Here is a 23,670-nt window from a genome sequence, read left to right on the forward strand (position 1 = left end):
GTAGGGCTAAAGGCCGAAAGCCTCTACGTGGCGGGCGCAGGCGTCCGTCAGGGTCTCCAGGAGGCTCAGCGGGTCCGGGAGGGGGTGTTCCGGGCCCCTCAGCCAGTGGACCGACTGGTTGTCGTCGCCCGGGAGTCGGGCCGGGGGGATCAGGACGTACGAGCCCCGGCAGTGCCAGCGCAGGCCGGGGTGTTCGTCCATTGTCTCGGGGTGGCAGTCCAGTTCGCAGGGCCACCATTCGTCCTCGTCCTCGGGGGTGCCCCGGGTGAGGGTGAAGAAGAGGAGGCGGCCGTCGTCGCTCTCGGCGACCGGGCCGACGTCCACGCCGGCGTCGAGGAGGCGGTCGAGGGCCTCGCGGCCGGCTTCGAGGGGGACGTCGAGGACGTCGTGGATCATGCCGGTCGCGGTGATGAAGTTGGCCTGCGGCTGGTGCCGGGCCCAGCGTTCGATCTGGGCGCGGTCGGTGGTGGACTGGGTCTGCCAGGCGAAGGACAGCGGGTGCCGGGCCGGGGTGGGACAGCCTACGCGGTCGCAGGAGCAGAGGTAGCCGGCGGCGGGGTGCGCGGCGGGCGCGAGGGGCAGCCCGGCCCCGGCGGCGGCGAGCAGCAGGGCCTCACGGCCGCCTTCGTCGGCGATCCGTGTCGGGGCGCTTCCGCGCAGCCACTGGGTGAGTCTGCCCCGCAGGCCGATCGGGCCGCCGAACTCCGCGCTCATCTATCCCCTCGCCTCGCTGGTGATGCGGACAGCATGCCTCATGGTCCCATCATCCTGCGCATCGGGGGTCTCGTACCCTCAATCGGGGCAAAGCCCGTCAGCGGGGCGCGAGTCCGTACACGTGGCCCTACTCGTGCGGGTATCGCACGCCGATCCGTTCCCGTACGGCGTCCAGGGTGCGCATCACGGCGAGGGTGCCGTCGAGCGGGGCGAGCGGGGACTCGGTCTCACCGGCCCGCAGGGCGCGCATGACCTCGCGGGCCTCGTGGCGGAAGGAGTCGCGGGGGCCGTCGGCCGGGTCGCCGGTGAACTCCTCGGGGTCGCGTCCGGCGCGGTGCAGGACCAGCCGGTCGGGGTGGAAGAAGCCGGACGGGATGTCGATACGGCCGCGTGAGCCGGTGACGGAGGCGGTGGTGCCGGTGCCGCCGGTGATCGAGCAGTGCAGGGCGGCGAGCGCGCCGGAGTCCCAGGACAGGGCGAGCGCGGTCTGCAGGTCGACGTCCTCGGCGGAGAGGACGGCCTGGGCGGAGATGCCGTCGGGTTCGCCGAGCAGGAGGTGGGCGAAGGAGACGGGGTAGACGCCGAGGTCGAGGAGGGCGCCGCCGCCCTGGGCGGGGTCGCGCAGCCGGTGCGAGGGCGGGAAGGGGCCTTCGAGGCCGAAGTCCGCCTGGACCGTGCGTACTTCGCCGATCGCGCCGTCGTCGACGAGGGCCTTGAGGCGGCGGATCAGCGGGTTGCAGTACATCCACATGGCTTCCATGAGGAAGCGGTTGTTGTCGCGGGCCAGCGCGACGAGTTCCTGGGCCTCGCGCACGTTGAGGGTGAACGGCTTCTCGCACAGCACGGCCCGTCCGGCCTTGAGGCAGAGGCCGGCGGCGGTGCGGTGCGCGGAGTGCGGGGTGGCGACGTAGACGACGTCGATGTCCGGGTCCTCGGCGAGCGCGCCCCAGTCGCCGTAGGACCTGGGGATGCCGAAGCGTTCGGCGAACGCCTGGGCGGAGGCCTCGGTGCGCGAGCCGACGGCGACGATCTCCGCGTCGGGCAGGTCGACCAGGTCCGCCGTGAACGCGGCGGCTATCCCGCCGGTCGCCAGGATCCCCCATCGCACCGTGTCCGTCGGCACCGTCTCCGTCCGCACCGTGTCCGTCGTCATACCCCGCCCCGCCCTCGTGCCGTACCAGCAGTCGTCCCGAGCTGAGAGCATAGGTGGCGGAGACAAGGAACAGGAGGGGCGGCCACATGCCGGAGGGTGGGGCGACACCGGGGGCGTCGGGGGCGTCGGGGGTGTCAGAGGCGACGGAGACGAAGACGGCGACGGTGACGTCGGCCGTCGTGCCGCCGTCGCCCGCGCGGCGCCGCACCGGTCTGCTCGTCACCCTGGTCCTGGGCGGTCTGACCGCCACTCCCCCGCTGTCGATGGACATGTACCTCCCGGCGCTGCCGGAGGTCACCCGCGCGCTGCACGCGCCCGCCGCGACCGTCCAGCTCACGCTGACCGCCTGTCTGGCCGGCATGGCGCTGGGACAGCTGGTGGTCGGGCCGATGAGCGACCGCTGGGGGCGCCGCCGCCCGCTGCTCACCGGACTCGCGGTGTACGTCGTCGCGACCGTCCTGTGCGCGCTCGCGCCAACCGTCGAGTCGCTGATCGCGTTCCGGCTGGCGCAGGGCCTCGCGGGCGCGGCGGGGATCGTGATCGCGCGGGCCGTGGTCCGTGACCTGTACGACGGTGTGGCGATGGCCCGTTTCTTCTCCACGCTGATGCTGATCTCCGGGGTGGCGCCGGTGGTGGCGCCGCTGATCGGGGCGCAGATCCTGCGGGTGACGGACTGGCGGGGTGTGTTCGCGCTGCTCACGGTGGTGGGACTGGCGCTGGCCGCGCTGGTGTGGGCGAGGCTCCCGGAGACCCTGGAGCCTGCCGAGCGGCACGCGGGCGGGGTCGGCGAGGCCCTGCGGTCGATGCGCCGGCTGCTGTCCGACGCGTCCTTCACCGGCTACATGCTCACCGGCGGCTTCGCCTTCGCCGCGCTGTTCGCGTACATCAGCGCCTCGCCCTTCGTCGTCCAGGAGATCTACGGCGCCTCCCCGCAGACGTTCGGTCTGCTGTTCGGGGCGAACTCGGTCGGGCTGGTGCTGGTCGGGCAGATCAACGGCAAGGTGCTGGTGGGCCGGGTCCGCCTCGACCGGGTGCTGGCGGTCGGGCTGACGGTGGTGACGCTGGCGGCCACGGCGCTGTTGCTGATGGCGTCGGGCGCGTTCGGCGAGGTGGGGCTCGCGCCGGTGGCGGCGGCCCTGTTCGTGCTGATGTCGGCGATGGGCGTGACGCTGCCCAACGCCCAGACGCTCGCCCTGATGCGGGTCCGCCACTCCGCCGGGTCCGCTTCCGCCCTGCTGGGCACGTCCTCCTTCCTCATCGGCGCGATCGCCTCCCCGCTCGTGGGGATCGCCGGTGAGCACACCGCCGTCCCGATGGCCGTCGTCCAACTGGCGGCCGCGTTGGTGGCGCTGGCCTGTTTCATGGGATTGTGCCGTCCCTGGAGACAGACCGTGGAGGAGAGCTGAGCGCACCGAGACTGCGCGTCGACACCCCGGAACGGGCCGGGCTCGACCCGGAGGAGATGCGCCTCCTCGTACTCGACGTCATCGATCTGACCACCGGCGACCGGCCCTGGGCCGCGGGCGCCGTGGTCGTCGCGGGCCGTGGCCCGGTGATCGCCGTCGAGGAGGCGGCTGGCTGGGCGGTGCGGTACGCGTCGTACGACCCGGAGGCCGACGCCGGGGTGGAGCTGCCGGCCGAGGCGCGCGTTCCGATGACCGTGGACACCCCCTTCGACCTGGCCTCCCTCACCAAGCTCTGCACCTCGGTCGCGGCCGTGCAGCAGATCGAGCGGGGCACACTGGGCATCGACGCCCGCGTCGGCGCCTACCTGCCGGACTTCCGCGGGGCCGCCGCCCACGACATCACCGTCCGCCAGCTCCTCACGCACACATCGGGCCTGCGCCCCGAGCTGCCGCTGTACGACTGCGCGGACCACACCGCGCGCCTGGAGCTGCTGCGCGCGGAGACCCCGACCGGGCCGGCGGGCACGTACGTCTACTCCGACCTGAACATGCTCCTGCTCCAGCAGCTCCTGGAGCGCCTGACCGGCCGCGGCCTCGACGTCCTGGTGCACGAGGGGATCACCCGGCCGCTGGGCATGACCTCGACCCGCTTCGGCCCCTGCCCCGGCGCGGCGGCCACCGAGGACCAGCGGCGGCCGTGGGCCAAGGCGGACCGGGGGATGCTGCGGGGCGAGGTCCACGACGAGAACGCGTGGGCGCTGGGCGGGGTGGCCGGTCACGCGGGCCTGTTCTCCACCGGCCGCGACCTCGCCGTCTTCTGCCGCACCCTGCTCGCGGGCGGCTCCTACGGCACCGCGCGCATCCTCGGCCCCGACTTCGTTGAGCTGCTGCTGACCCCGCCGGGGCTGGGCTTCGCCGTGGACCAGCCCTGGTTCATGGGCGAACTCGCCGGCGAGGGCGCGGCGGGCCACACCGGCTTCACCGGCACGTCCCTGGTCCTGGACCCGGCGACCGACACGTTCGTCGTCCTGCTGGCGAACACGGTGCATCCGGTGAGACGGGTGCCGGACAGCGGGCCGCGGGCACTGGTGGGGACGCGTCTCGCCATGGGCGTCCGGTGAGTGAATTCAGCCCGTCCGGGGGTCCCCCCGCTCGAGCGCAGCCGAGAGTGGGGGAGATTGAGGACGGGCCCGTTCAGGGCCGACAGCGGGGGTCTGCGGGCGCGGCCCCCAGCGAGGGCGGCACCGACGCCGGGTGCCTCATAATCGCCAGGTGAACGTCTCCGTATCCACCGCCGAGACCCTCCGTACCACTCTCGGGGAACTCCTCGACGGCCTGCCGCCGAGGCAGGCCGCTGCGGCCGTCGAGCGGCTCATCGCCAACTACCGGGGTGCCACCCCCACCGACGCGCCCATCCTGCGGGACCGCGCGGACGTGGCCGCCTATGCCGCGTACCGGATGCCGGCGACCTTCGAGGCGGTGTGCTCGGCGCTGGAGGCGTTCGCGGGCGCGGTGCCGGAGTGGGCGCCGGGCAGCCACACGGACGTGGGCGGCGGTACGGGTGCGGCGACCTGGGCGGTCAGCGCCGTCTGGGACGGGACGCGCCCGGTGACCGTGCTGGACTGGGCGGAGCCCGCGCTGGCGCTCGGCAAGGAGGTCGCCGCCGCGAACCCGGCGCTCGCACAGTCCCGCTGGCAGCGCGCCCGTATCGGAGCGGCCCTCACGCTGGACCCGACCGACCTCGTCACCGTGTCGTACGTGCTGAACGAGCTGGCCGCCCCCGACCGTGCCGCCCTGGTGGACGCCGCCGCGGCCGCCGCGCAGGCCGTGGTGATCGTGGAGCCGGGCACGCCCGACGGGTACGCCCGGATGATCGAGGCCCGCGACCGGCTGATCGCCGCTGGTTTCCGGATCGCCGCACCCTGCCCGCACAGCGCCGCCTGCCCGATCGTGCCCGGCACGGACTGGTGCCACTTCTCGGCGCGGGTGAGCCGTTCCTCCCTGCACCGGCAGGTCAAGGGCGGCTCCCTGCCGTACGAGGACGAGAAGTTCTCGTACGTGGCCGCCGCCCGCTTCCCCGTCTCCCCCGCCCCCTCCCGCGTCGTACGCCGTCCGCAGATCCGCAAGGGCCAGGTACTCCTCGACCTGTGCGAGCCCGAGGAACGCCTGACCCGAACGACGGTGACGAAGAAGCACGGCGACCTGTACAAGTCAGCCCGAGACGCGGCCTGGGGCGACAACTGGCCACCCCGCACCTGAAAGCAGCGTGGCGTAGGAGCGCCCCAAAGGGGCGCGGGGAACTGCGCGACCAGCCACGACGGCGCCGCAGACAAACATCGCTCAGGCAGGCGTGAGCCCCTGATCGCCGACCTCGGTCACAAAAGACGCGGCCGTGCTGATGGGCGCCCCCTGCGTGGTGACGTACGGAACGGTCTTGAAGTCGACACGGGCCGAATCACGACCGAGGGCGACGGTGACGTAGCCGCGACGGCCGTTGTAGAACTTCAGGTGCGGGTTGGCGCCCATGTACGTGGCCCAGTTGGCCGGCCTCTCCGCACCGTTGCGACCGCTCGCGACAGACGTGGCGACGATCTCCGTGCCGAGGGTCGTGGACGCCGGGTCGTCGAAATCGTCCTTGATGTCGAAGGCGTACCCGACGTGCACGTCCCCGGTGAGGACCATCAGGTTGTCGACGCCGGCGGCCTTCGCGCCGTCCAGGACGCGGCGGCGGGAGGCGCGGTAGCCGTCCCACGCGTCCATGGACAGCTTGGCGACCGGGTTCAGGTCCAGCTTCCGCTGGGAGAAGGTGACCTGCTGCGGTACGACGTTCCACAGCGCCCGCGAGGCGCGCCAGCCGTCGATCAGCCACTGCTCCTGGGTGTCGCCGGTCATGGTGCGCGCCGGGTCGTCGATGTCGGGGCCGGGCAGCTGGGCGCCGTCGCCGTAGGCCTGGTTGGAGCGGTACTGGCGGGTGTCGAGGACGTCGAACTGCGCGAGGTTCCCCCAGTGCAGGCGGCGGTAGAGCCGCATGTCGGGGCCGTCGGGGAGCTGGGGGCGGCGCAGGGGCTGGTTCTCCCAGTAGGCGCGGTAGGCGGCGGCGCGGCGCAGCAGGAACTCCTCCGGCGGGACGTCGTTCTCGGGGATGTCGTCGGCGTAGTTGTTCTCGGTCTCGTGGTCGTCCCAGGTGACGACGAAGGGGTGCGCGGCGTGCGCGGCCATCAGGTCGGGGTCGGACTTGTAGAGGGCGTAGCGCAGCCGGTAGTCCTCGAGGGTGACGGTCTCCCGGTTGAAGTGGTCGGGGAGGGTGCGGTCGGTGTAGTTGCGGTTGTTGCCGACCGCGTTGATGGCGTACTCGTACAGGTAGTCGCCGAGGTGGAAGACCACGTCGACGTCGTCCTGGGCGAGATGGCCGTACGGCGTGTAGTAGCCGTCGGCGTACGCCTGGCAGGAGACCGCGGCGAGGGTGAGGGAGGAGACGCGGGCGCGGGTGGCTGGGGCGGTGCGGGTGCGGCCGGTGGGGCTCAGCCAGTCGCCGACGCGGAAGCGGTAGTGGAAGACGCGGTCGGGGGCGAGGTGGGGGACCTCGACGTGGACGGTGTGGTCGAACTCGGGGTGGGCGGTGGCCTTCCCGCGTCTGACCGTGCGGCGGAAGTTCTCGTCGTGGGCCAACTCCCAGTGGACGGTGACGCGTTCGGCGGGCAGTCCGCCGTCGGGCTGGTACGGGGCGGGGGCGAGGCGGGTCCACAGCAGCACGGAGTCCGGCCGGGGGTCGCCGGAGGCCACGCCGAGGGTGAAGGGGTCGTCGGTGAGCTGCGCGGGGTCGAGTTCCGCGGCGGCCGCCGTGCCGGCGGCGGGCAGGTTCACGGCGAAGGCGAGGGCGGCGGCCGCGCCGGTGACGGTGAGGAAGCGGCGGCGGCCGATCCGCCGGGCGGCCTCGCGGAGTTCGGGGGTGTGCTGGGACGCGCGTGCTGCGGGTGTCATCCGGTTCTCCCCTGACGGTGGGTGTCCCTGGCATTGGAGTGGCCGGGGGCGACTCCGGAGCATCACAGGATTGACGCGTACACAACAGTCGGGTGGCGGACGGGTGAGTTCCGCATGATGGACGCACCGCAGGCCAACGGCGAGATCACGCCAGTTCGCGAGGGTACCGGCGGCGGCGATGCCATACGTGGGGCGCGGGTGAGGGGCCCACGGGTCGTCAACTCCTCAACCCCTACAAGCGGAATTTGGCCATCCAGGCCATTGCGGCCGGTAGTGGACTTATGCTCAACTCATCTCCACGAGAACTTCACACTTTCCACACGGAAGCGCTCCGCGGGGGCGCTCCGCTGATTGAGCCATACCGAGGGGGAGGGGCAGCCGTTCCACGGCGCCGGGTGGGGGTGGGCCTCGCATGGGACCGCGAGGTTTGCGCCGGGGGCGTGGAACGGCTGCCACGCTTTTGTGCGGGGCCGGTCAGGGGGTGGGGGATTCTGTGTCTGCCGAGTGCGGCGCCGTCGTGGTTTCTCGCGCAGTTCCCCGCGCCCCTTCAGGTTGGCCATCGTCACGTCGGTTTCTGCGCCAGGTGTATGCGCCTGCCGCCAGGAGTGACAGTGCTCCTGCCAGTCCCAGTGCGCCCCAGCCCGCGCCCGGGTCATCGCCCGTTGGTGTGGCCTGCGATCCCGCGTGTGGGGCCTTGCCGGAAGGGGATGCGGTCGCGCCGCCCTCGCTCAACGGCTCGACCAAGGTGCCCACCGGCTTCGCCGAACTGCCTGCCCCGAAGCCCCAGTCCAGGAGGGCGGCTGTCTCCTCGTAGACCGTGTTGTTGCCGCTCTTGGGGTGGAGGACCGTGACCAGGAGGGTGCGGCCGTCTCGGGTGGCGGCGCCGGTGAAGGTGTTGCCGGCGTGGGTGGTGTAGCCGTTCTTGACGCCGATCATGCCCTTGTACGCGGTGACGCCGTACGTTCCCGACAGGAGGCGGTCGGTGTTCTCGATGCGGAACGTCTTGCGCCCGCCGGCCGGGAAGTCGGCGGCCCTGGTGGCGCAGTAGGCGCGGAAGTCGGCGTCGCGCAGGCCGTGGCGGGCGAAGAGGGTGAGGTCGTAGGCGGAGGAGAGCTGGCCGGTGTGGTCGTAGCCGTCGCAGGAGACGACGTGCGTGTCCAGGGCCTGGAGGTCCGCGGCCAGCGCCTGCATCTCGGCGACGGACTTCGCGACGCCGCCGTTCATCAGGGCCAGTACGTGCACGGCGTCGTTGCCGGAGCGCAGGAACACGCCCTGCCAGAGCTGCTCGACGGTGTAGGTGACGCCGGGCTTGAGGCCGACGAGGCTGGAGCCGGAGGGGATGTCGGCCAGGTCGGCGTCGGTGACGGTGTAGCGCCCGGTGCGCTCGAGCCTGCCCAGCAGGGCGTCCGCGAACAGCATCTTCAGCGTGGAGGCGGGCGCGAGGCGCCGGTGCGCGCGGTAGGCGGCGAGCACCTCGCCGGTGTCGTGGTCGGCGACCAGCCAGGCGCGGGCGGTGAGCTTCTGCGGCAGCCCTGCGGGAACGGCCGCCTGGACGCCGTCACGGGCGAGCCGGGCTCCGCCGATCACCGTGTCCGTCGCGGCGGCCGCGGGAGCGGCGACCGCCAGGGGCGTGAGCGCGGTGAAGGACAGCAACGAGCGTCGGGAGAATGCGTGCACGGCGGGACCGTACAAGGGGACCCTGTGGGTCGACAAACAGGGCGCCCCGGAGTCAGCCAACCCCCTCCACCTGGGAAAACCCCCTCCTCAACTTAGGAATGAGCTGTCTGATGGAATTCTGATCCAGGGCCCGGAAATCGGCCCCTCATTCTCAGTTCTTACACATCCTTTACTCAGTCCGGCTCAAAGGTTCCTCCCTAGTTTTTGGGTCGCGTCCACAGCGGGCGCCAAGAACCTTCGAGGAACGGGATGTTTGGCATCTATCTCAAGCGCGAGCTGGGCCGGCGCAAGAAGGCGGCCCTGGTCATCGCAATGGGTCTGGCGCTCGGTATCGCGCTGGTCATCACCGTCAACTCGGTGTCGGCCGGTATGACGCAGGCGCAGGACAAGGTCCTGCAGTCGCTGTACGGCCTCGGCACCGACATGACGGTGACCAAGGCCCGTACGGCGCCCTCCAGCAACAGCTCCGATCAGCCGAGATTCGAGTTCGACGCGAAGGCGAACGACGACGACACCGAGCAGAGCTCGGACCGGGTGATGACGCAGGGCGGTCAGGCCCTGAAGTCCTCGCTGGTGACGAAGGTCGCCAAGCAGAAGGGCGTGGCGGACGCGGTCGGCGCGATCACCCTGAACGTCACCAAGGTCGACGGCTCCTTCACCCAGGGCAAGGCGCAGTCCTCCACCAGCGGCAGCAGCGGCCAGGGCGGTCCCGGCGGCGGCCAGGGCGGTGGCTCCACCGCGGCCCCGGAGGTCCAGGGCGGCGGTGCCTCCTTCGACGTCAACTCCTACTCCGTGGCCGGTGTCGACGTCACCAACCAGGACCTCGGCCCGCTGGCCGGCTCGAAGATCACCTCGGGCAAGACCTTCACCTCCGCGCAGACCAACGCGAAGGTCGCGGTCGTCAGCAAGTCGTACGCCAAGGAGAACAAGTACACGGTCGGCGAGACCCTGAAGATCTCCGGCACCAAGTACAAGATCATCGGTATCGCGACGCCCGACAGCAGCGACTCCACGACCGACGTCTACCTGCCGCTGAAGCAGGCGCAGACCCTCGCCGACGCCAAGAACCAGGTCACCACGATCTACGTCAAGGCGACCGACTCCAAGCAGATCGACACCGTCAAGGCGACGATCCAGAAGAACATCTCCGGCACGACGGTCACCACCTCCGCCGACCTGGCCGAGACGGTCTCCGGCTCCCTGTCCACCGCCTCCAACCTGGCGACCAGCGTCGGCAAGTGGCTGTCGATCGCGGTGCTCGCCGCCGCCTTCCTGGTGGCCGCGCTGCTCACCTCCTCGGCCGTGTCCCGCCGGGTGCGTGAGTTCGGCACCCTGAAGGCGCTGGGCTGGCCGAGCCGCCGGGTGACCCGGCAGGTCGTCGGCGAGTCCATCGTGAACGGTCTGCTCGGCGGTGCCCTCGGTATCGCGCTCGGCCTGGCCGCCGCGTACGCGGTGACCGCGATCAGCCCGAAGCTGACCGCCGAGCTCGGCAACACCGGCGGCGGTGGCGGCATGGGCGGCGGCCCCGGCGGTGGCGGCCCCGGCCAGCAGTCCGCCTCCAACACGATGGAGATCGCCCTGTCCGCGCCCGTCTCCGCGACCACCATCGCCCTCGCGGTGGGCCTGGCGGTGGCCGGCGGTCTGATCGCCGGCGCGATGGGCGGCTGGCGGGCGTCCCGGATGCGCCCGGCGGACGCGCTGCGCAGCGTGTCGTAACCCCTCGCCTTCTCTTCTCTCTACGACTTCTCTCTACGCGGCTACGGATACGGAGCTGGAGCACCCATGTACAGACTGACCGGCGTCACCAAGCGCTACTCGCGCGGCAAGGAGACGGTGGAGGCCCTGCGCGGCGTCGACCTGACGATCGAGGACGGCGACCAACTGGTCATCCAGGGCCCGACGGGCGGCGGCAAGTCGACGTTGCTGCAGATGATCGGCGGCCTGGACCGTCCGACCGAGGGCAGCGTCGAGCTGGACGGCGTGGACCTCGCCCGTATCAGCGAGGCGAAGCTGACCCGGCTGCGCGCCGAGAAGATCGGCATCATCTTCCAGTCCTTCAACCTGATCCCGACGCTGACCGCGCAGGAGAACGTCGAGACGGCACTCGTGCCTCTGGGCGTGAAGCCGGCCGAGCGGCGCGAGCGCGCGGCGGAGGCCCTGCGCTCGGTGGGCCTCGGCGAGCGCCTGGGCCACGCCCCCTCCGAGCTCTCCGGCGGCCAGCAGCAGCGCGTCGCGATCGCCCGCGCGCTGGTGAAGAAGCCGAAGGTACTGCTCGCCGACGAGCCCACCGGCAACCTCGACGAGGGCACCCGCGACGACATCATGGCCCTGCTGGAGGGCCTGTGGCACGAGTACGGCCTGACCTTCATCATGGTCACCCACGACTCGTCCATCGCCCGCCGCGCCCCGCGCCTGGCCACCATCAAGGCGGGCCAGATCACGCTGACCGAGCAGCACGCGCAGAACGCGTACGTGCCGCAGCAGCAGGAGCAGGAGCCGTACGCGGGGTACGGCACGCAGCAGGGCTACCAGACGTACTGATCCTCGTGATCCTCGTGATCCTCGAGTGAAGGGGCTGCTCGCCGAAACGGCGGGCAGCCCCTTCACCGTTGTCACGCCTGCCCGGTCTCGAACCGAGCGATGTGCCCGTCGCCGGTGACGTCGAAGTGCCACCGGGTACGCATCTCGCCCCAGGTGTCGTTGCGGTAGTTCACGACGAGGTCCTGGCCGTGGTTGGACTCGTTGACGACGTCCATGTGGCCCCGGGAGGAGAAGATCTCCCGGTCGATCCACTGCGCGATGTCACGGTCGGAGCCGTCGTCCGACATGGTCGCGTCGGGCGCCAGGATGCTCAGGAAGGCCTGCTGGTCACCGTCGTTGACGGCGGTGACGAAGGCGCGGACGGCCGGGTCGGTGAGTTTTCCGGTCTTGATCGTCATAAGGGCAGCGTCACACCACCCCACGCCCCTCGCCACCCGACCACCCGAACGGCGCCCAGGAGGGGCCGGGTCGGCCGAAGGGATGCGACGGTGGAACGAGGGGGAAGCCGCTGCTGTCTGCTCAGGGAGTGAGTCCCCGTGACCTCTTTCAACCGGCGTGATGTGGGTCTGCTGCTGCTCCGACTGGGCACCGGCGGGGTGCTGGCCGCGCACGGCGCGCAGAAACTGTTCGGCTGGTTCGGCGGCCACGGCCTGGAGGGCACCGGCCAGTTCATGGAGTCCGTCGGCTACAAGCCCGGCCGGGCCAGTGCGACGGCGGCGGGCCTGGCGGAGGCGGGCGGCGGCACCCTGCTGGCGCTGGGCCTGGCCACCCCGGCGGCGGGCGCGGCGGCGGCCGGCGGCATGGCGGGCGCGGCGGCCGTCCACGCCCCGAACGGCTTCTTCAACGCGGAGGGCGGCTACGAGTACGCGGCCACCCTGGGCCTGGCCGCCACCGGCCTCGCCATCGCCGGCCCCGGCCGCCTCTCCCTCGACCACGCCCTCGGGCACGTCTTCGACCGCGGCTGGATGGTCCCCACGGCCCTCGCGGCGACGGGCCTGATGACAGCCGTGGTGGTGGGCACCCGCAACCGGCGCGTACGCCGCCGCGAGGAGGGCGAGCAGGCGGCGCTGTTCGACGAGGGTGAGCTGCTGCTGAGCTGAGCGGACGTGGTTTCTACGACCCGGCCGCGCATGCCAAGCTGCCCGCATGACCGACCTGAGCCCCACCCCCTCACCCGCCCCCTCCCCCACCGCCCCCGCTGACCTCTGGCCCACGATCGACGCCCTGTGGACCTGGCTGGACGCCAACCGCGCTCACGGCGGCCAGGAAGGCCTCCTCCTCCGCATGCTCAAGCTCTCCGAGGAGGTCGGCGAGGTCGCCCAGGCGGTCATCGGCGCGATGGGCCAGAACCCGCGCAAGGGCAACAGCCACACGTGGGAGGACGTGCAGGGGGAGCTGTGCGACGTCGTCATCACGGCGCTGGTGGCGCTGCGCACACTGACGCCGGAGCCGGAGCGGGTGTTCGCGGGGCATCTGGCGCGGGTGGCGGAGCGGTCGCTGGGAACGGGATGAAGACCACTGACAGCCCGTCGAGTTGCTCCCATGTGACACCCCGCTCAGTCAGCGGTACCGGCAGGAACGACCCATTCGTGAGCCTGGCCGGTGATCTTGGCAATCTGTTCGTAGTCCTCGTCATAGTGAAGGACAGGAACACCATGGCGCTCAGCGGTGGCCGCGATCAGCAGATCCGCCATCGACAAGGCTCGATGGTTTCCCGTGCGGGTGGCCTGGGCCTGGACCTCCCTGGCCCGGTCCCAGCACTCATCCGGGCAGGGCAGGTAGTCGAAGCCGGCAAGCCAGTAGCGGAGTTTCTCCGCCTCCGTCGGATTGCGTGCCGAGTACAGGATCTCGATCTCCACCGCTCCGGTCACCGCGAGGAGGCCTCTCTGGACGAGCGGATCCAAGACGCCTCTGACAGCCGGTTTCGCGTGGCGGGCCAGAGCGGACTTGTCGATCAGGTAGAGCACCGATCAGTCGGCCTTCCGCGCGTCGTACGTCAGGTCGACTTCCCCGCTGTCGATGGCATCCATGAACGCCATGCGACGGTGCAGTTTGACCGCTTCGTCTATGGCGCGCCTGACGGCCGCGGCTTTGCTCTTGACGTTGTAGAGCTCCATCAGCTCGGCGGTGGCTTCGTCATCGAGGTCGATCACGGTACGGGACAAGCCAGACACCTCCGCGGATCAGAAAGACACATCGAAACGATATCACCTATCGTTTGCGCACGACATCTCCACTCAGATAGAGCCGCCGAACTGGCGGGGATCTGTACAGAATTACGTCCACGTTTCAGGTAGGGAGAAGCCGTGCGAGTACCTGAGATCGCCACCGCCCGCAGGGAGGCAGTCGAAGCCGTCACCGGCTCCCTCGCCGCCGAGGACCTCCGGCCAACCGCCCGCTCCGACCAGGACGCCGAAGCCTACGTACGCGGCACTCTCTCGGCCGAGGAGATGGCCGCCCGCGCTCTGGCCCGCCATCGACCCGAGAAGCACCAGGCCGCTGGATGAACGACCCGTACGTCCTGCCGAACGGCGTCCTGATTCGGCCCCCTCCAGGCTGCCACCGCACTGAGCAGGGAAGCGGGCCGGCCGATCAGCTGGGCCCCGATGGATCCCGGCGAGAACCAGGACGCCTCGATCAAGAGCTTCCTGGGCGACAACCAGCCCCTGGAGCGCATGCTGGACCGGCTGGTCAGTCAAACGCCCGGCTGACCGCGCCGGTTCCGTCGGCGGTCGTGCGGCGCTCGAACACCCCGGGCGCCGTGAGCGCGCACGATCTGCGCCCGGTCGGGTCAGCTGATGCAGCGGCCGCGGCCGGCGCGGCGGGAGGTCGGCGAGGTCGCGGAGGCGGTCATCAGCGCGATGGGCCAGAACCCCCGCAAGGGCAACAGCCATACGTGGGAGGACGTGCAGGGTGAGCTATGCGGCGGAGCGATCGCTGGGCACGCGATAAAGCACCCCCCTTACAGGGTCCCGGCCGTGACCGTGACGACGCGGACGTACGTGCCGGAGACGTCCGGTCGGCCGTCCACGACCAGGCTGACCGTGTTGTCGGGGTTGTGGACGACCCGCCCCTCCCCGAGCGGCTCCCCGTGGTTGATGTCGCATACCATCTCGACGCGCCTGGGCGAGGTGCTCGGGATCCAGCCGTCCTGCCAGCAGTCGTACAACCAGGTCCAGTTCGAGTCCTCCTCGACGCGGGTGAGGACGATGTTCCTCCAGGTGCCGTCGTCGCGCAGGGGGAACTCGACCTGGTACGCGCCCTTGCGCCAGAATCCCCCGACGCTCGGCAGGGCCGACTGGGACGGCGGCGGGTCGGAGCGAGGGGGCTTCGAGGGCGACGGAGGGACGTGCGGCGCGGTCTGGGTGCGGGAGGCCGAGGGGCGGGGGCCGGGCCGGGAGGACGTCGGGCCGGGGGTGGGCTTCTGGCTGCGTGTAGGCGGCAAGGGGCCCAAGGGCGGGGTGGAGGGACCCGGGCTCTGAGGGCGGGTGCGCGTCGGGGCGGGCGAAGAGGCCACAGGGGGCCGGTACGTGGGCGTTTCGACCGCCTGGGTGTGCTCCGCGCCGGAGACCTGGTCCGAGGGTCCGACGCTCCGGTAGCCGAGGTATCCCATGATCGTCGCGATGGTTACGGCGACCGCCGTGCCCAGGACGACGGGGGACAGTAAGCAGCCCTTGGCCCCGGCTCCGGTCTTGACGCCGGCCTTGGCGCCGAGGGACTTCTTCGCCGCGAGGCCCCGGCCGATCAGGAAGCTGCCGCCCCCGATGACGCCGAGTCCGGTACCGAGCGCCAGCGCCAGCGCCCTCTTGCGGGTCTCGTCCGAACGCTCGAAGTACCGGGCGTCGTCGGCCGACCCGGCCTCCTGTGCGGCCGTCCTGCCCAGGGCGAGCACCCGCCGCCACGCTCCCCACCGCAGGGTCCGGCACAGGGCGGGCGCGACGGTACGGGCCAGTCGTACGGCGGCGGAGTGCGCGCCGTCCGCCGCGGCGGCGTCGAGGACACGCAGCGCGACGGCGGCCAGGGAGCCGACCTCGGCCGCCGACGCGCCCGCCGCCCGGTCGGCGAGTGCCGTCGCGGCCCGTTCCGCGTCGAACCCGCGCCGGGAGGTGTCCAGGGAGCCCACCACCAGCCGGGCGGCCGGGGCGAGCGCGCGCAGTCCCCGGGGGCCCTCGGCGACGAGCCGCGCCCGGCGCAGCCGGTCGACGACGTCGGTGAGAGGGGCGGTCCCGGACAGCGCCTCGACGATGGCCGGCGGCACGTCGAGCCCCTCCAGGCAGCACAGAGCACCGAGGACCGCGTGGTCGGCCGGTCCGAGCCCGTCGGCGAGGGCGCGGGCCAGCCGCTCCGGGTCGCCCGGGACGTCCCGCCCCGCGTCGCCCACCGCGGTGGCCGCCTGGAGCAGGGCCAGCGGATGGCCGTCCACCACCTGCCGGAACTCCTCGGCGGCGCCACGCTCGGTCTCCGTCAGCGGCCTGCCGAGCGCGCGCTCCATGAGCTCCCGCGCCGGACCGGACGGCAGCCCGGTGAGCCGCACGGTGCGGCCCCTGCTCCACGAAGACCTCCCGGTGGAGGACACCACCAGGGCGCCGGACGGCAGCATGCTCTCCAGCGCCCTCAGGTCCGCCGCGCTCCCCGTGAAGTCGTCCACGATCACCAGGACCTGCACGGACTCCATGAGCCGGCGCAGGCGTTCGGGAGCGGGGCGGTAGTCCCGGACGTCGTAGCAGGACTCGAAGACCTTCTGTGGCAGGTCCTCGGGCTCGATCCCCGCCCCGTCGAGGAACACGACCGGGCTGTCGGCCTCGGCGCAGCGCGTGGCCAGCCGTTCGAGCAGGACGGTCCTGCCGATGCCGGGCGGGCCGACGAGCTGGACGGTCGTCCGCGCGTCCACCAGCTCCCCGAGTTCCGCCAGTACGTCGTCGCGGCCCAGCACCTCACCCGCCGCGACGGGCGGCACCGGACGGCCGATCGGCCGGTCGCGGAGGTGCAGCGGGGGTTCGGCCGCGATGCCCTTCGTCACGGTGACGTGGTCGCCCTGGACGACGATGTTGTGGTCCCCCAGGGTGATCTGGCCCGAATTGCCGCCGCTCACGTCGGCGTTGAAGGACCGTGACCCCCCACCGTCCCCGCGTTCCGCATCGCTCACTGCGCCACTCTCCAGAGGAATCCGCCCGACAGCCCATTCAGCAGCCCATTCCGCCCGCCAAGGGCCAGCAGAGTAGCCATGGTTCGGCGACGGAACTCCGAAATTACCGTTTCCCACCCCTTGCCGGGGATCGCCTGATACGCAGGGGGCTGTTGACGGCGAGACCGAAGGGACAACGCCCATGACCGAACAGCAAGACGGCGGTTTCCATGTGCGCGTGGAAGGCGGCAACACCGGTCAGATCATCGCGGGAGAGCACAATGTCGCCCTCCAGCACCAGGCCGCCACGAACCCGGTCGACATCTCCCGGCTCACCGAGTTCACCCGGGCCGTCCACCAGGCCGCTTCCGTCCTGAACCTCTCTCCGGACCAGGAGCGCGAGCTCGCCCGCCTCACCACGGAGATCCTGCGCACGGCCGACGCCCCCGACCCCGACCACAGCAGACTCCGCACCCTCGGCCAAAGCCTGCGCACCGTCCTCGAGGGCGCGGCGGCAGGCGCACTGACCTCGGGCCTGCTCGGCATGTGGACGCCGTGAGACCTTCGCACCACATTCCCCGCACCATCCGTTGACAACGTCAACTGAACCGTAGGATCCTCGTCAACACGTGAAGGTATACGCTCCCTGCGGGGTGTACCACCTTGCATGCGACGGTGAAACGGGGAGAGGCAGTGGGCCTGGAGACGGTCGACGGACGGTTCCGGATCACGGGGGTCCTGGGGCGCGGGAACATGGGCGAGGTGCACCGGGCCGAAGACCTTCGGGCCGCCCCGGACTCACCGCACCAGGAGGTCGCGGTCAAGACCGTGTTGCGCGGCCGAACCGGAATCGCGGTCGACGCCTCGGGATCCAGCAAGGAGATCGACCGCTTCCGCCGCGAAGTGCGGATCATGCGCATGCTCTCCCAGGGCCACCCGAACCTCACCCTGCTGATCGACGGCGGCGTGGACCAGACGCCGGGCGGCAGCGGCCTGCCCTACCTGGCCATGGAACTGCTGGACGGCCATCCGCTCGCGGACCTCATCGACGAGGAGCCTCAGCTCCCCGTCTCCTGGGTCGCCGCCATCGGGGCGCAGATCGCCGCCGGTCTCACCGCCGCGCACACCGCCGGGGTCGTCCACCGCGATCTGAAGCCGGCCAACGCAATGCTGACCCGCGACGGCACGGTCAAGGTCCTGGACTTCGGTATGGGTTCGGTCGTCGACGACCCCGACCAGACGCGGCTGACCAGCACCGGCGTGAGTGTCGGCACGGCCCGCTACATGGCTCCCGAGCAGTTCCGCGCCGAACGGGTCTCGGCGTCGGCCGACCTCTACGCACTCGGCTGCATCCTGTACGAGCTGCTGATAGGACGGCCGCCGTTCTCCGCCAGAACCCCCTACGAGCTCTCCGAACAGCACCAGCACGAGCGGCCGCCGCGGCTGACCCTGGTACGTCCGGATCTGCCCGCCGAGCTGGTCCGGCTGGTGGACCGCCTCCTGGAGAAGGACGCCGAGCTGCGGCCCGACAACGCCGCCATGGTCCGTGAGGCACTGATCCCGCTGGCGTTCGCGCCGGACGACACCGCTGCCCTGCTGGCTCCGCACTGGCAGGTGATGGACCCGGTGGCGCGCCTGCGCGCCCTGCTCCCCGAGCCCACCCCGGCCGCACCCGCACCCGTGCCGCGCAGGGAGCCGCGGCTCCCGGACGCCATGGACGTCTTCGGGATCCACGCCGATCTGATCGGCGAGTACGAGGACTTCACCAAGAGCGCGACGGTGATCCGGGACGCCCGGATCGCGGGCTACGTCGAAGACGACCTGGCGGCGAAGTCGCAGTGGCCCGACCCGTGGCTGTCGCTGAATCCGTTCTTCGCCGACGGCGGCCAGGTGACCGACCTCGTGCGGGACGGGGTGCTGCACCCCAGGTGCGCGGAGATCTTCCAGGCCGGCAAGAAGGAGACCTCGCCGCGCCCCGATGGCCGGCCGCTGACCTTCCACCTACACCAGCGACAGGCGGTCGAGGCCGCGCAGGCGGGCGACTCCTATGTGCTCACCACCGGCACCGGTTCCGGCAAGTCGCTGTCGTACATCGTCCCGATCGTGGACCACGTGCTCAAGGAGCGTCAGGCGGCGGGATCCGACGCCGGGGGCCGGGTGCGGGCGATCATCGTCTACCCGATGAACGCGCTGGCCAACTCGCAGGTGGAGGAGCTGAAGAAGTACCTTCAGAACGGTTTCGGGAAGGGCCGCGAGCCGGTCACCTTCGCCCGCTACACCGGCCAGGAGTCCACCGAGGAGCGCCGTGAGCTGCGCAAGAACCCTCCGGACATCCTGCTCACCAACTACGTGATGCTGGAGCTGATGCTGACCCGGCCGGACGACCGGTCCAGCCTGATCCGCATGGCGGAGGGGCTCCAGTTCCTCGTCTTCGACGAGCTGCACACCTACCGGGGCCGGCAGGGCGCGGACGTGGCGTTCCTGATCCGCCGGGTCCGTGAGGCCTGCCGTGCCTCGGCGACCCTCCAGTGCATCGGGACCTCGGCGACCATGTCCACCGAGGGCTCCTGGGAGGACCAGCAGCGCGAGGTGGCCAGAGTCGCCGGCCGGCTGTTCGGTACGACGGTGCTGCCGAAGCGGGTCATCGGCGAGACCCTGATCAGGGCGACCGACGAGGCCCCCGAGACCGTGCCCGCCGAGCGGCTGCGGGTGCCGGCGGCACCCCGCGCGTACGAGGCGCTGACGAAGGACCCGCTGGCCCGCTGGGTGGAGTCCCGGTTCGGGCTGGAGCATGAGGAGGGCACCGACCGGCTGCGGCGCTGTTCCCCGGCCACCGTCGAGGAGGCGGCCGCCGAGCTGGCCGGACAGTCCGGGGTGGCCGAGGAGACCGTGCGCGAGGCGATCCGTACGACCCTGGAGGCGGGTGCGCAGGCCAAGCACCCGGTGACGGAGCGGCCTCTGTTCGCGTTCCGGCTGCACCAGTTCCTCTCCAAGGGGGACACCGTCTACACGACGCTGGAGGACCCGCTCACCCGGCCGCTCACCCGCACCTACCAGCTGGAGCAGCCGGACAGCGACGGCAAGCCGCTGTTCCCGCTGGCGTTCTGCCGTGAGTGCGGCCAGGAGTACCTGACCGTCTGGCGCGCCGAGGACGGCGGCGCTTTCCGGTACGAGCCGCGTCGGGACACCTCCGCCTCCGGGGGGCGTGAGGGTGAGGGCTACCTGTATCTGGGCATGCCCGGCGAGGACTACGAGTGGCCGGCCGATCCGCAGAAGGCCGTGGACGACAGACGGCTGCCGGAGTCGTGGCTGGAGCCGGACGCGCAGGGCGTGACGGTCGTCAAGAAGTCCTACCGGCCCCGGCTGCCCAAGCGCGTCGTCGTCGACGCCCACGGCAACGAGTCGGGGGAGGGGCTGGTCGCGGCGTTCGTCCCGGCTCCGTTCCTGTTCTGCGTGCACTGCCAGGTCTCCTACGAGCAGACCCGCGGCCGGGACTTCGCCAAACTGGCCACCCTGGACCAGGAGGGGCGCTCGTCGGCGACCTCGCTGATCTCCGCGTCGATCGTGAAGTCCCTGCGCGCGGTGCCGGAGGAGAGCCTGGGCAAGGAGGCGCGCAAGCTCCTCACCTTCGTCGACAACCGGCAGGACGCCTCGCTGCAGGCCGGGCACTTCAACGACTTCGCCCAGGTCACCCAGTTGCGCGGCGCTCTCTACCAGGCCGCGGTGCGCGCCGGTGCGGAGGGGCTGCGCCACGACGACCTCGCCGAGGCGGTCACCGAGGTGATGGGCCTCGCGCCCCGTGAGTACGCGCTGGGCACGGATCTGGCTCCCTCGATGGAACGCCGGGCGACGAAGGCGTTCCGGGACGTCGTCGGGTACCGCCTCTACCGCGACCTGGAGCGCGGCTGGCGCATCACGATGCCGAACCTGGAGCAGACGGGGCTGCTGCGCATCGACTACGAGGACCTGGGCTGGATCGCCGCCCACCCCGAGCGCTGGCAGTCCGCGCACGCCGCGCTGCGCGACGCCGACCCGGCGCTGCGCGAGGAGGTCGCCCGCACCCTGCTGGACTTCATGCGGCGGGCCCTCGCGATCGACGTGCAGTACTTCCGCGACGACTTCGACGCTCTCCAGCGGGCCAGCGAGGAGCGTCTCACCGGGCCGTGGGTGCTGGGCGAGAGCGACCGGCCGACCGTCGGCACCGCCTACCCGTACGGCTCGCGGCCGGGCATGGAGCGCTCCGCGCAGTTCCTGTCGGCGCGCGGCAAGTTCGGCAAGTACCTGCGGCGGAACATGCCCGATCTGCGCGACCTCCCCCTGGACGACGTCCAGACCGTCATAGAGGACCTGCTGAGGGTGCTGCGGGACGCGCACCTGGTGTGCGAGGTGGACGCGACCCCCGAGCAGTCCGGTCCGGCCTTCCGCCGCCGTGCCGCGCAGAAGCGCACGGGCTTCCGGGTGTCGGCCGCCGCGCTGATCTGGCGGGCCGGGAACGGCGAGCGGGGCGCGGTCGACCCGCTGGCGCGCACCTACAGCAGCGGCGAGGGGCCGCGCGTCAACCCGTTCTTCCGCGACCTGTACCGGACCGCGGCCGCCGAACTGGCCGGCCTGTTCGCGCGGGAGCACACCGCGCAGGTCACCCCGGAGGACCGGCTGGAGCGCGAGCGGCAGTTCCGTGACGCCGAACTGCCCCTGCTCTACTGCTCGCCGACGATGGAGCTGGGCGTGGACATCTCCTCGCTCAACGCCGTGATGATGCGCAACGTGCCGCCGACCCCGGCGAACTACGCGCAGCGCTCGGGCCGTGCGGGCCGTTCTGGTCAGCCCGCGCTGGTGACCACGTACTGCGCCACGGGCAACAGCCACGACCAGTACTACTTCCGCCGCTCCCAGGACATGGTGTCGGGGCAGGTGGCGCCGCCGCGGCTGGACCTGGCCAACGAGGACCTGGTCCGTTCCCATCTGCAGGGCATCTGGCTGGCGGAGACCGACATGAAGCTCGGCACCGCGATCCCGGACGTCGTCGACGTCGCCTACGACCCGGAAGGCGACGACCGCCCCGACCCGCACATGCCGCTGCCGCTGCGTCCCGAGTTCCTCAGCCGCTCCCTGGACGAGGACGCCCGCAGACGCGCGGCCGCCACCGCCCGTACCGTTCTCGCCCCGCTGATCGCGGACTTCGAGGCGACGACCTGGTGGTACGACGAGTGGATCGAGGACCGGATCGAGCGGGCCCCGCAGGAGTTCGACGCCTCCTTCGACCGGTGGCGCGACCTGTTCCGGGCGGCCGTGATCGACCAGTACGAGCAGAACAAGCGAGTCGTCGACCACACCCTCTCCCCCGGTGAGCAGAGCCGGGCGCGCTCCCGCCGCCGGGAGGCCGAGACGCAGACGAACCTGCTGCTGAACCGCTCGGTCGACAGCAAGTCGGTGATGAGCGACTTCAACCCGTACCGCTATCTGGCGTCCGAGGGCTTCCTGCCCGGCTACAGCTTCCCCCGCCTGCCGCTGGCCGCGTACATCCCGCGCTCCGGCAACCGCCGCAACGCCGACGGCGACTACCTCCAGCGTCCCCGGTTCCTCGCGATCCGCGAGTTCGGCCCCGGTGCGCTCATCTACCACGAGGGCGCCCGCTACCAGGTCACCCGGGTCCAGCTGCCGCCGGACGCCTCGGGCGAGCTGGCGACGGCGGAGGCCAGGCGCTGCGACGGCTGCGGCTACCACTACGAGGTCAAGGTCGGCTCCGACGTGTGCGCGATGTGCGGGGAGTCGCTGCGGGGCAAGCGCACCGGCCTGCTCCACCTGCACACCGTGTACACCACGCCGCGTGAGCGGATCTCCTCCGACGAGGAGGAGCGGCGCCGGGCCGGTTTCCGTCTGGAGACCTCGTACGCGTTCCAGGACCACGGCGCTCGCAAGGGACGCCTCACGTCCCATGTCACCGACGCCGACGGCGCGCCCGTCCTCGACCTGGACTACGGCGACTCGGCGACCGTCCGTATCACCAACCTGGGCCGCGTCCGCGACAAGGAGGGCGAGCCGGACGGCTACTACCTGGACCTGGGTGACGGCCGCTGGCTCAACGACCGCGCCGCAGCGGACGCCATCGAGGGAACCGGCATGCCGGTGGTCGACGAGGACGGCAACGAGAAGCGCCGCAAGAAGCGGGTCCTGCCCTTTGTGGAGGACCGCCGCAACATCCTCGTGGTCACCCTGGACGAGGCACTGCCCGAACCGGTCGCGTGGTCGGTCCTGTACGCGCTGGAGCGGGGCATCGAGGCGGCGTTCGAGCTGGAGGACTCCGAGCTGACCGCGGAGCTGCTGCCGCCGGACGCCGGTCCGCGCCGCCGCATGCTGTTCACGGAGGCCGCCGAGGGCGGCGCCGGTGTGCTGCGCCGGATCCAGCACGACAAGGACGCCCTCGCCAAGGCCGCCCGGACCGCCCTGGAGATCTGCCACTTCCACCCGCGGACCGGCGAGGACGAGGGCGGGCCGACGGACGACGAGAAGTGCGCACGCGGCTGCTACTCCTGCCTGCTGACCTACGCCAACCAGACGCACCACCGCCAGCTGAGCCGGCACACCGCCCGCCCGCTGCTGCTGCGGCTGGCCGAGGCCCGCACCGAGCGGGAGGACCGCGGCGAGTCCCGCAGCGAGCGGTTCCGCAGGCTGGCCCCGGCCGGCACCGGGTCCCAGGGCTCCTCGGCCGCCGCGAGCACCTCGTCGGAGAGCACCTCGCCGACCCCGGTGGAGGCGGATCTGGCGGCCCTCGTCGCGAGCGGCGATCTGCTCGGCTGGCTGAGGGCGAAGGGATACCGGCTGCCGGACGAGGTGGGCGTCTTCGTCGACGGGGCGGGCGCCCGCCCCGACCTGGTCTTCCACCTGGACGGCGCCCGTCTCGCGGTGTTCGTGGACATCGCCGGCCACCCCGCCGACTCCACTCGCGACATCGAGGCGGGCTATCGCCTGGAGGACGTCGGCTGGGACGTCGTGCGCTTCCCGACGGACGGGGACTGGGACGCCATCGCGGACCTCAACTCCGGTTTCTTCCACCTCCGTTGACCGCCTCGCCC

The 23,670-nt window shown here is 71.6% G+C and carries 18 protein-coding genes; 10 read left to right on the plus strand and 8 right to left on the minus strand.

From position 1 onward, the window contains the following. Positions 1–6: 6 nt before the first annotated feature. Both ACLZN2_RS13960 and ACLZN2_RS13965 read right to left on the minus strand, forming a co-directional pair. Positions 7–714: a bifunctional DNA primase/polymerase gene (locus tag ACLZN2_RS13960; RefSeq protein ID WP_416978750.1), complete on the minus strand. Its 708-nt coding sequence runs from the start codon at positions 712–714 to the stop codon at positions 7–9. A gap of 127 nt (positions 715–841) precedes the next feature. Then, positions 842–1,867, minus strand: a complete 1,026-nt coding sequence (locus tag ACLZN2_RS13965) for a Gfo/Idh/MocA family protein (protein WP_416978751.1) — start codon at positions 1,865–1,867, stop codon at positions 842–844. Between the two features lie 131 nt (positions 1,868–1,998). Here ACLZN2_RS13965 and ACLZN2_RS13970 point away from each other — a divergent pair, with 131 nt between their 5' ends. From ACLZN2_RS13970 to ACLZN2_RS13980, 3 genes are all read left to right on the plus strand, one after another. Further along, a complete protein-coding gene (locus ACLZN2_RS13970; protein WP_416978752.1) occupies positions 1,999–3,273 on the plus strand; it encodes a multidrug effflux MFS transporter in 1,275 nt (424 codons plus the stop codon). Then, on the plus strand, positions 3,237–4,394 hold the full coding sequence (locus tag ACLZN2_RS13975) for a serine hydrolase domain-containing protein (RefSeq protein ID WP_416978753.1): 1,158 nt from the start codon (positions 3,237–3,239) through the stop codon (positions 4,392–4,394). The genes ACLZN2_RS13970 and ACLZN2_RS13975 overlap by 37 nt, the downstream gene beginning before the upstream one ends. A gap of 151 nt (positions 4,395–4,545) precedes the next feature. Further along, positions 4,546–5,532 (plus strand): small ribosomal subunit Rsm22 family protein, encoded by a 987-nt coding sequence (locus ACLZN2_RS13980; RefSeq protein ID WP_416978754.1) that lies wholly within the window; start codon positions 4,546–4,548, stop codon positions 5,530–5,532. An 81-nt stretch (positions 5,533–5,613) separates the two neighbouring features. Here the strand turns inward: ACLZN2_RS13980 and ACLZN2_RS13985 are convergent, their stop codons facing one another. Then, complete coding sequence (locus ACLZN2_RS13985; protein ID WP_416978755.1) at positions 5,614–7,254, minus strand: alkaline phosphatase D family protein; 1,641 nt, start codon at positions 7,252–7,254, stop codon at positions 5,614–5,616. Positions 7,255–7,728: 474 nt separating this feature from the next. Beyond that, positions 7,729–8,931, minus strand: a complete 1,203-nt coding sequence (locus ACLZN2_RS13990) for a D-alanyl-D-alanine carboxypeptidase family protein (RefSeq protein WP_416978756.1) — start codon at positions 8,929–8,931, stop codon at positions 7,729–7,731. A 249-nt stretch (positions 8,932–9,180) separates the two neighbouring features. On the opposite strand from ACLZN2_RS13990, the gene ACLZN2_RS13995 reads away from it, so the two are divergent. Both ACLZN2_RS13995 and ACLZN2_RS14000 read left to right on the plus strand, forming a co-directional pair. Beyond that, complete coding sequence (locus tag ACLZN2_RS13995) at positions 9,181–10,647, plus strand: ABC transporter permease (protein ID WP_416978757.1); 1,467 nt, start codon at positions 9,181–9,183, stop codon at positions 10,645–10,647. 66 nt (positions 10,648–10,713) lie between these two features. Next, a complete protein-coding gene (locus ACLZN2_RS14000) occupies positions 10,714–11,472 on the plus strand; it encodes an ABC transporter ATP-binding protein (RefSeq protein WP_416978758.1) in 759 nt (252 codons plus the stop codon). 71 nt (positions 11,473–11,543) lie between these two features. Here ACLZN2_RS14000 and ACLZN2_RS14005 read toward each other — a convergent pair whose 3' ends face one another. Beyond that, the gene (locus tag ACLZN2_RS14005; protein ID WP_416978759.1) at positions 11,544–11,870 is read right to left on the minus strand and encodes a nuclear transport factor 2 family protein; all 327 of its coding nucleotides are present in this window, start codon (positions 11,868–11,870) and stop codon (positions 11,544–11,546) included. 138 nt (positions 11,871–12,008) lie between these two features. On the opposite strand from ACLZN2_RS14005, the gene ACLZN2_RS14010 reads away from it, so the two are divergent. Both ACLZN2_RS14010 and ACLZN2_RS14015 read left to right on the plus strand, forming a co-directional pair. Then, complete coding sequence (locus ACLZN2_RS14010) at positions 12,009–12,572, plus strand: DoxX family protein (RefSeq protein ID WP_416978760.1); 564 nt, start codon at positions 12,009–12,011, stop codon at positions 12,570–12,572. 46 nt (positions 12,573–12,618) lie between these two features. After that, on the plus strand, positions 12,619–12,984 hold the full coding sequence (locus ACLZN2_RS14015) for a MazG-like family protein (RefSeq protein WP_416978761.1): 366 nt from the start codon (positions 12,619–12,621) through the stop codon (positions 12,982–12,984). Between the two features lie 44 nt (positions 12,985–13,028). Here the strand turns inward: ACLZN2_RS14015 and ACLZN2_RS14020 are convergent, their stop codons facing one another. After that, entirely contained in the window at positions 13,029–13,439 is a 411-nt protein-coding gene (locus tag ACLZN2_RS14020; RefSeq protein WP_416978762.1) for a PIN domain nuclease, read from the minus strand. A 3-nt stretch (positions 13,440–13,442) separates the two neighbouring features. Then, complete coding sequence (locus ACLZN2_RS14025) at positions 13,443–13,646, minus strand: type II toxin-antitoxin system VapB family antitoxin (RefSeq protein WP_416978763.1); 204 nt, start codon at positions 13,644–13,646, stop codon at positions 13,443–13,445. Between the two features lie 132 nt (positions 13,647–13,778). On the opposite strand from ACLZN2_RS14025, the gene ACLZN2_RS14030 reads away from it, so the two are divergent. Next, entirely contained in the window at positions 13,779–13,979 is a 201-nt protein-coding gene (locus ACLZN2_RS14030) for an antitoxin VbhA family protein (protein WP_416978764.1), read from the plus strand. A 455-nt stretch (positions 13,980–14,434) separates the two neighbouring features. Here the strand turns inward: ACLZN2_RS14030 and ACLZN2_RS14035 are convergent, their stop codons facing one another. Continuing rightward, positions 14,435–16,618 (minus strand): hypothetical protein, encoded by a 2,184-nt coding sequence (locus ACLZN2_RS14035; RefSeq protein WP_416978765.1) that lies wholly within the window; start codon positions 16,616–16,618, stop codon positions 14,435–14,437. 181 nt (positions 16,619–16,799) lie between these two features. Between ACLZN2_RS14035 and ACLZN2_RS14040 the strand changes: the two genes are divergently transcribed. Further along, positions 16,800–17,156, plus strand: coding sequence for a hypothetical protein (locus ACLZN2_RS14040; RefSeq protein ID WP_416978766.1), 357 nt, complete (start codon positions 16,800–16,802; stop codon positions 17,154–17,156). 134 nt (positions 17,157–17,290) lie between these two features. Next, a complete protein-coding gene (locus ACLZN2_RS14045) occupies positions 17,291–23,659 on the plus strand; it encodes a protein kinase domain-containing protein (RefSeq protein WP_416978767.1) in 6,369 nt (2,122 codons plus the stop codon). Positions 23,660–23,670: the final 11 nt, after the last annotated feature.

Origin of the sequence: Streptomyces sp. T028 (assembly GCF_048159505.1) — a bacterium.
In the GTDB taxonomy this organism is placed as follows: Bacteria; Actinomycetota; Actinomycetes; order Streptomycetales; family Streptomycetaceae; genus Streptomyces.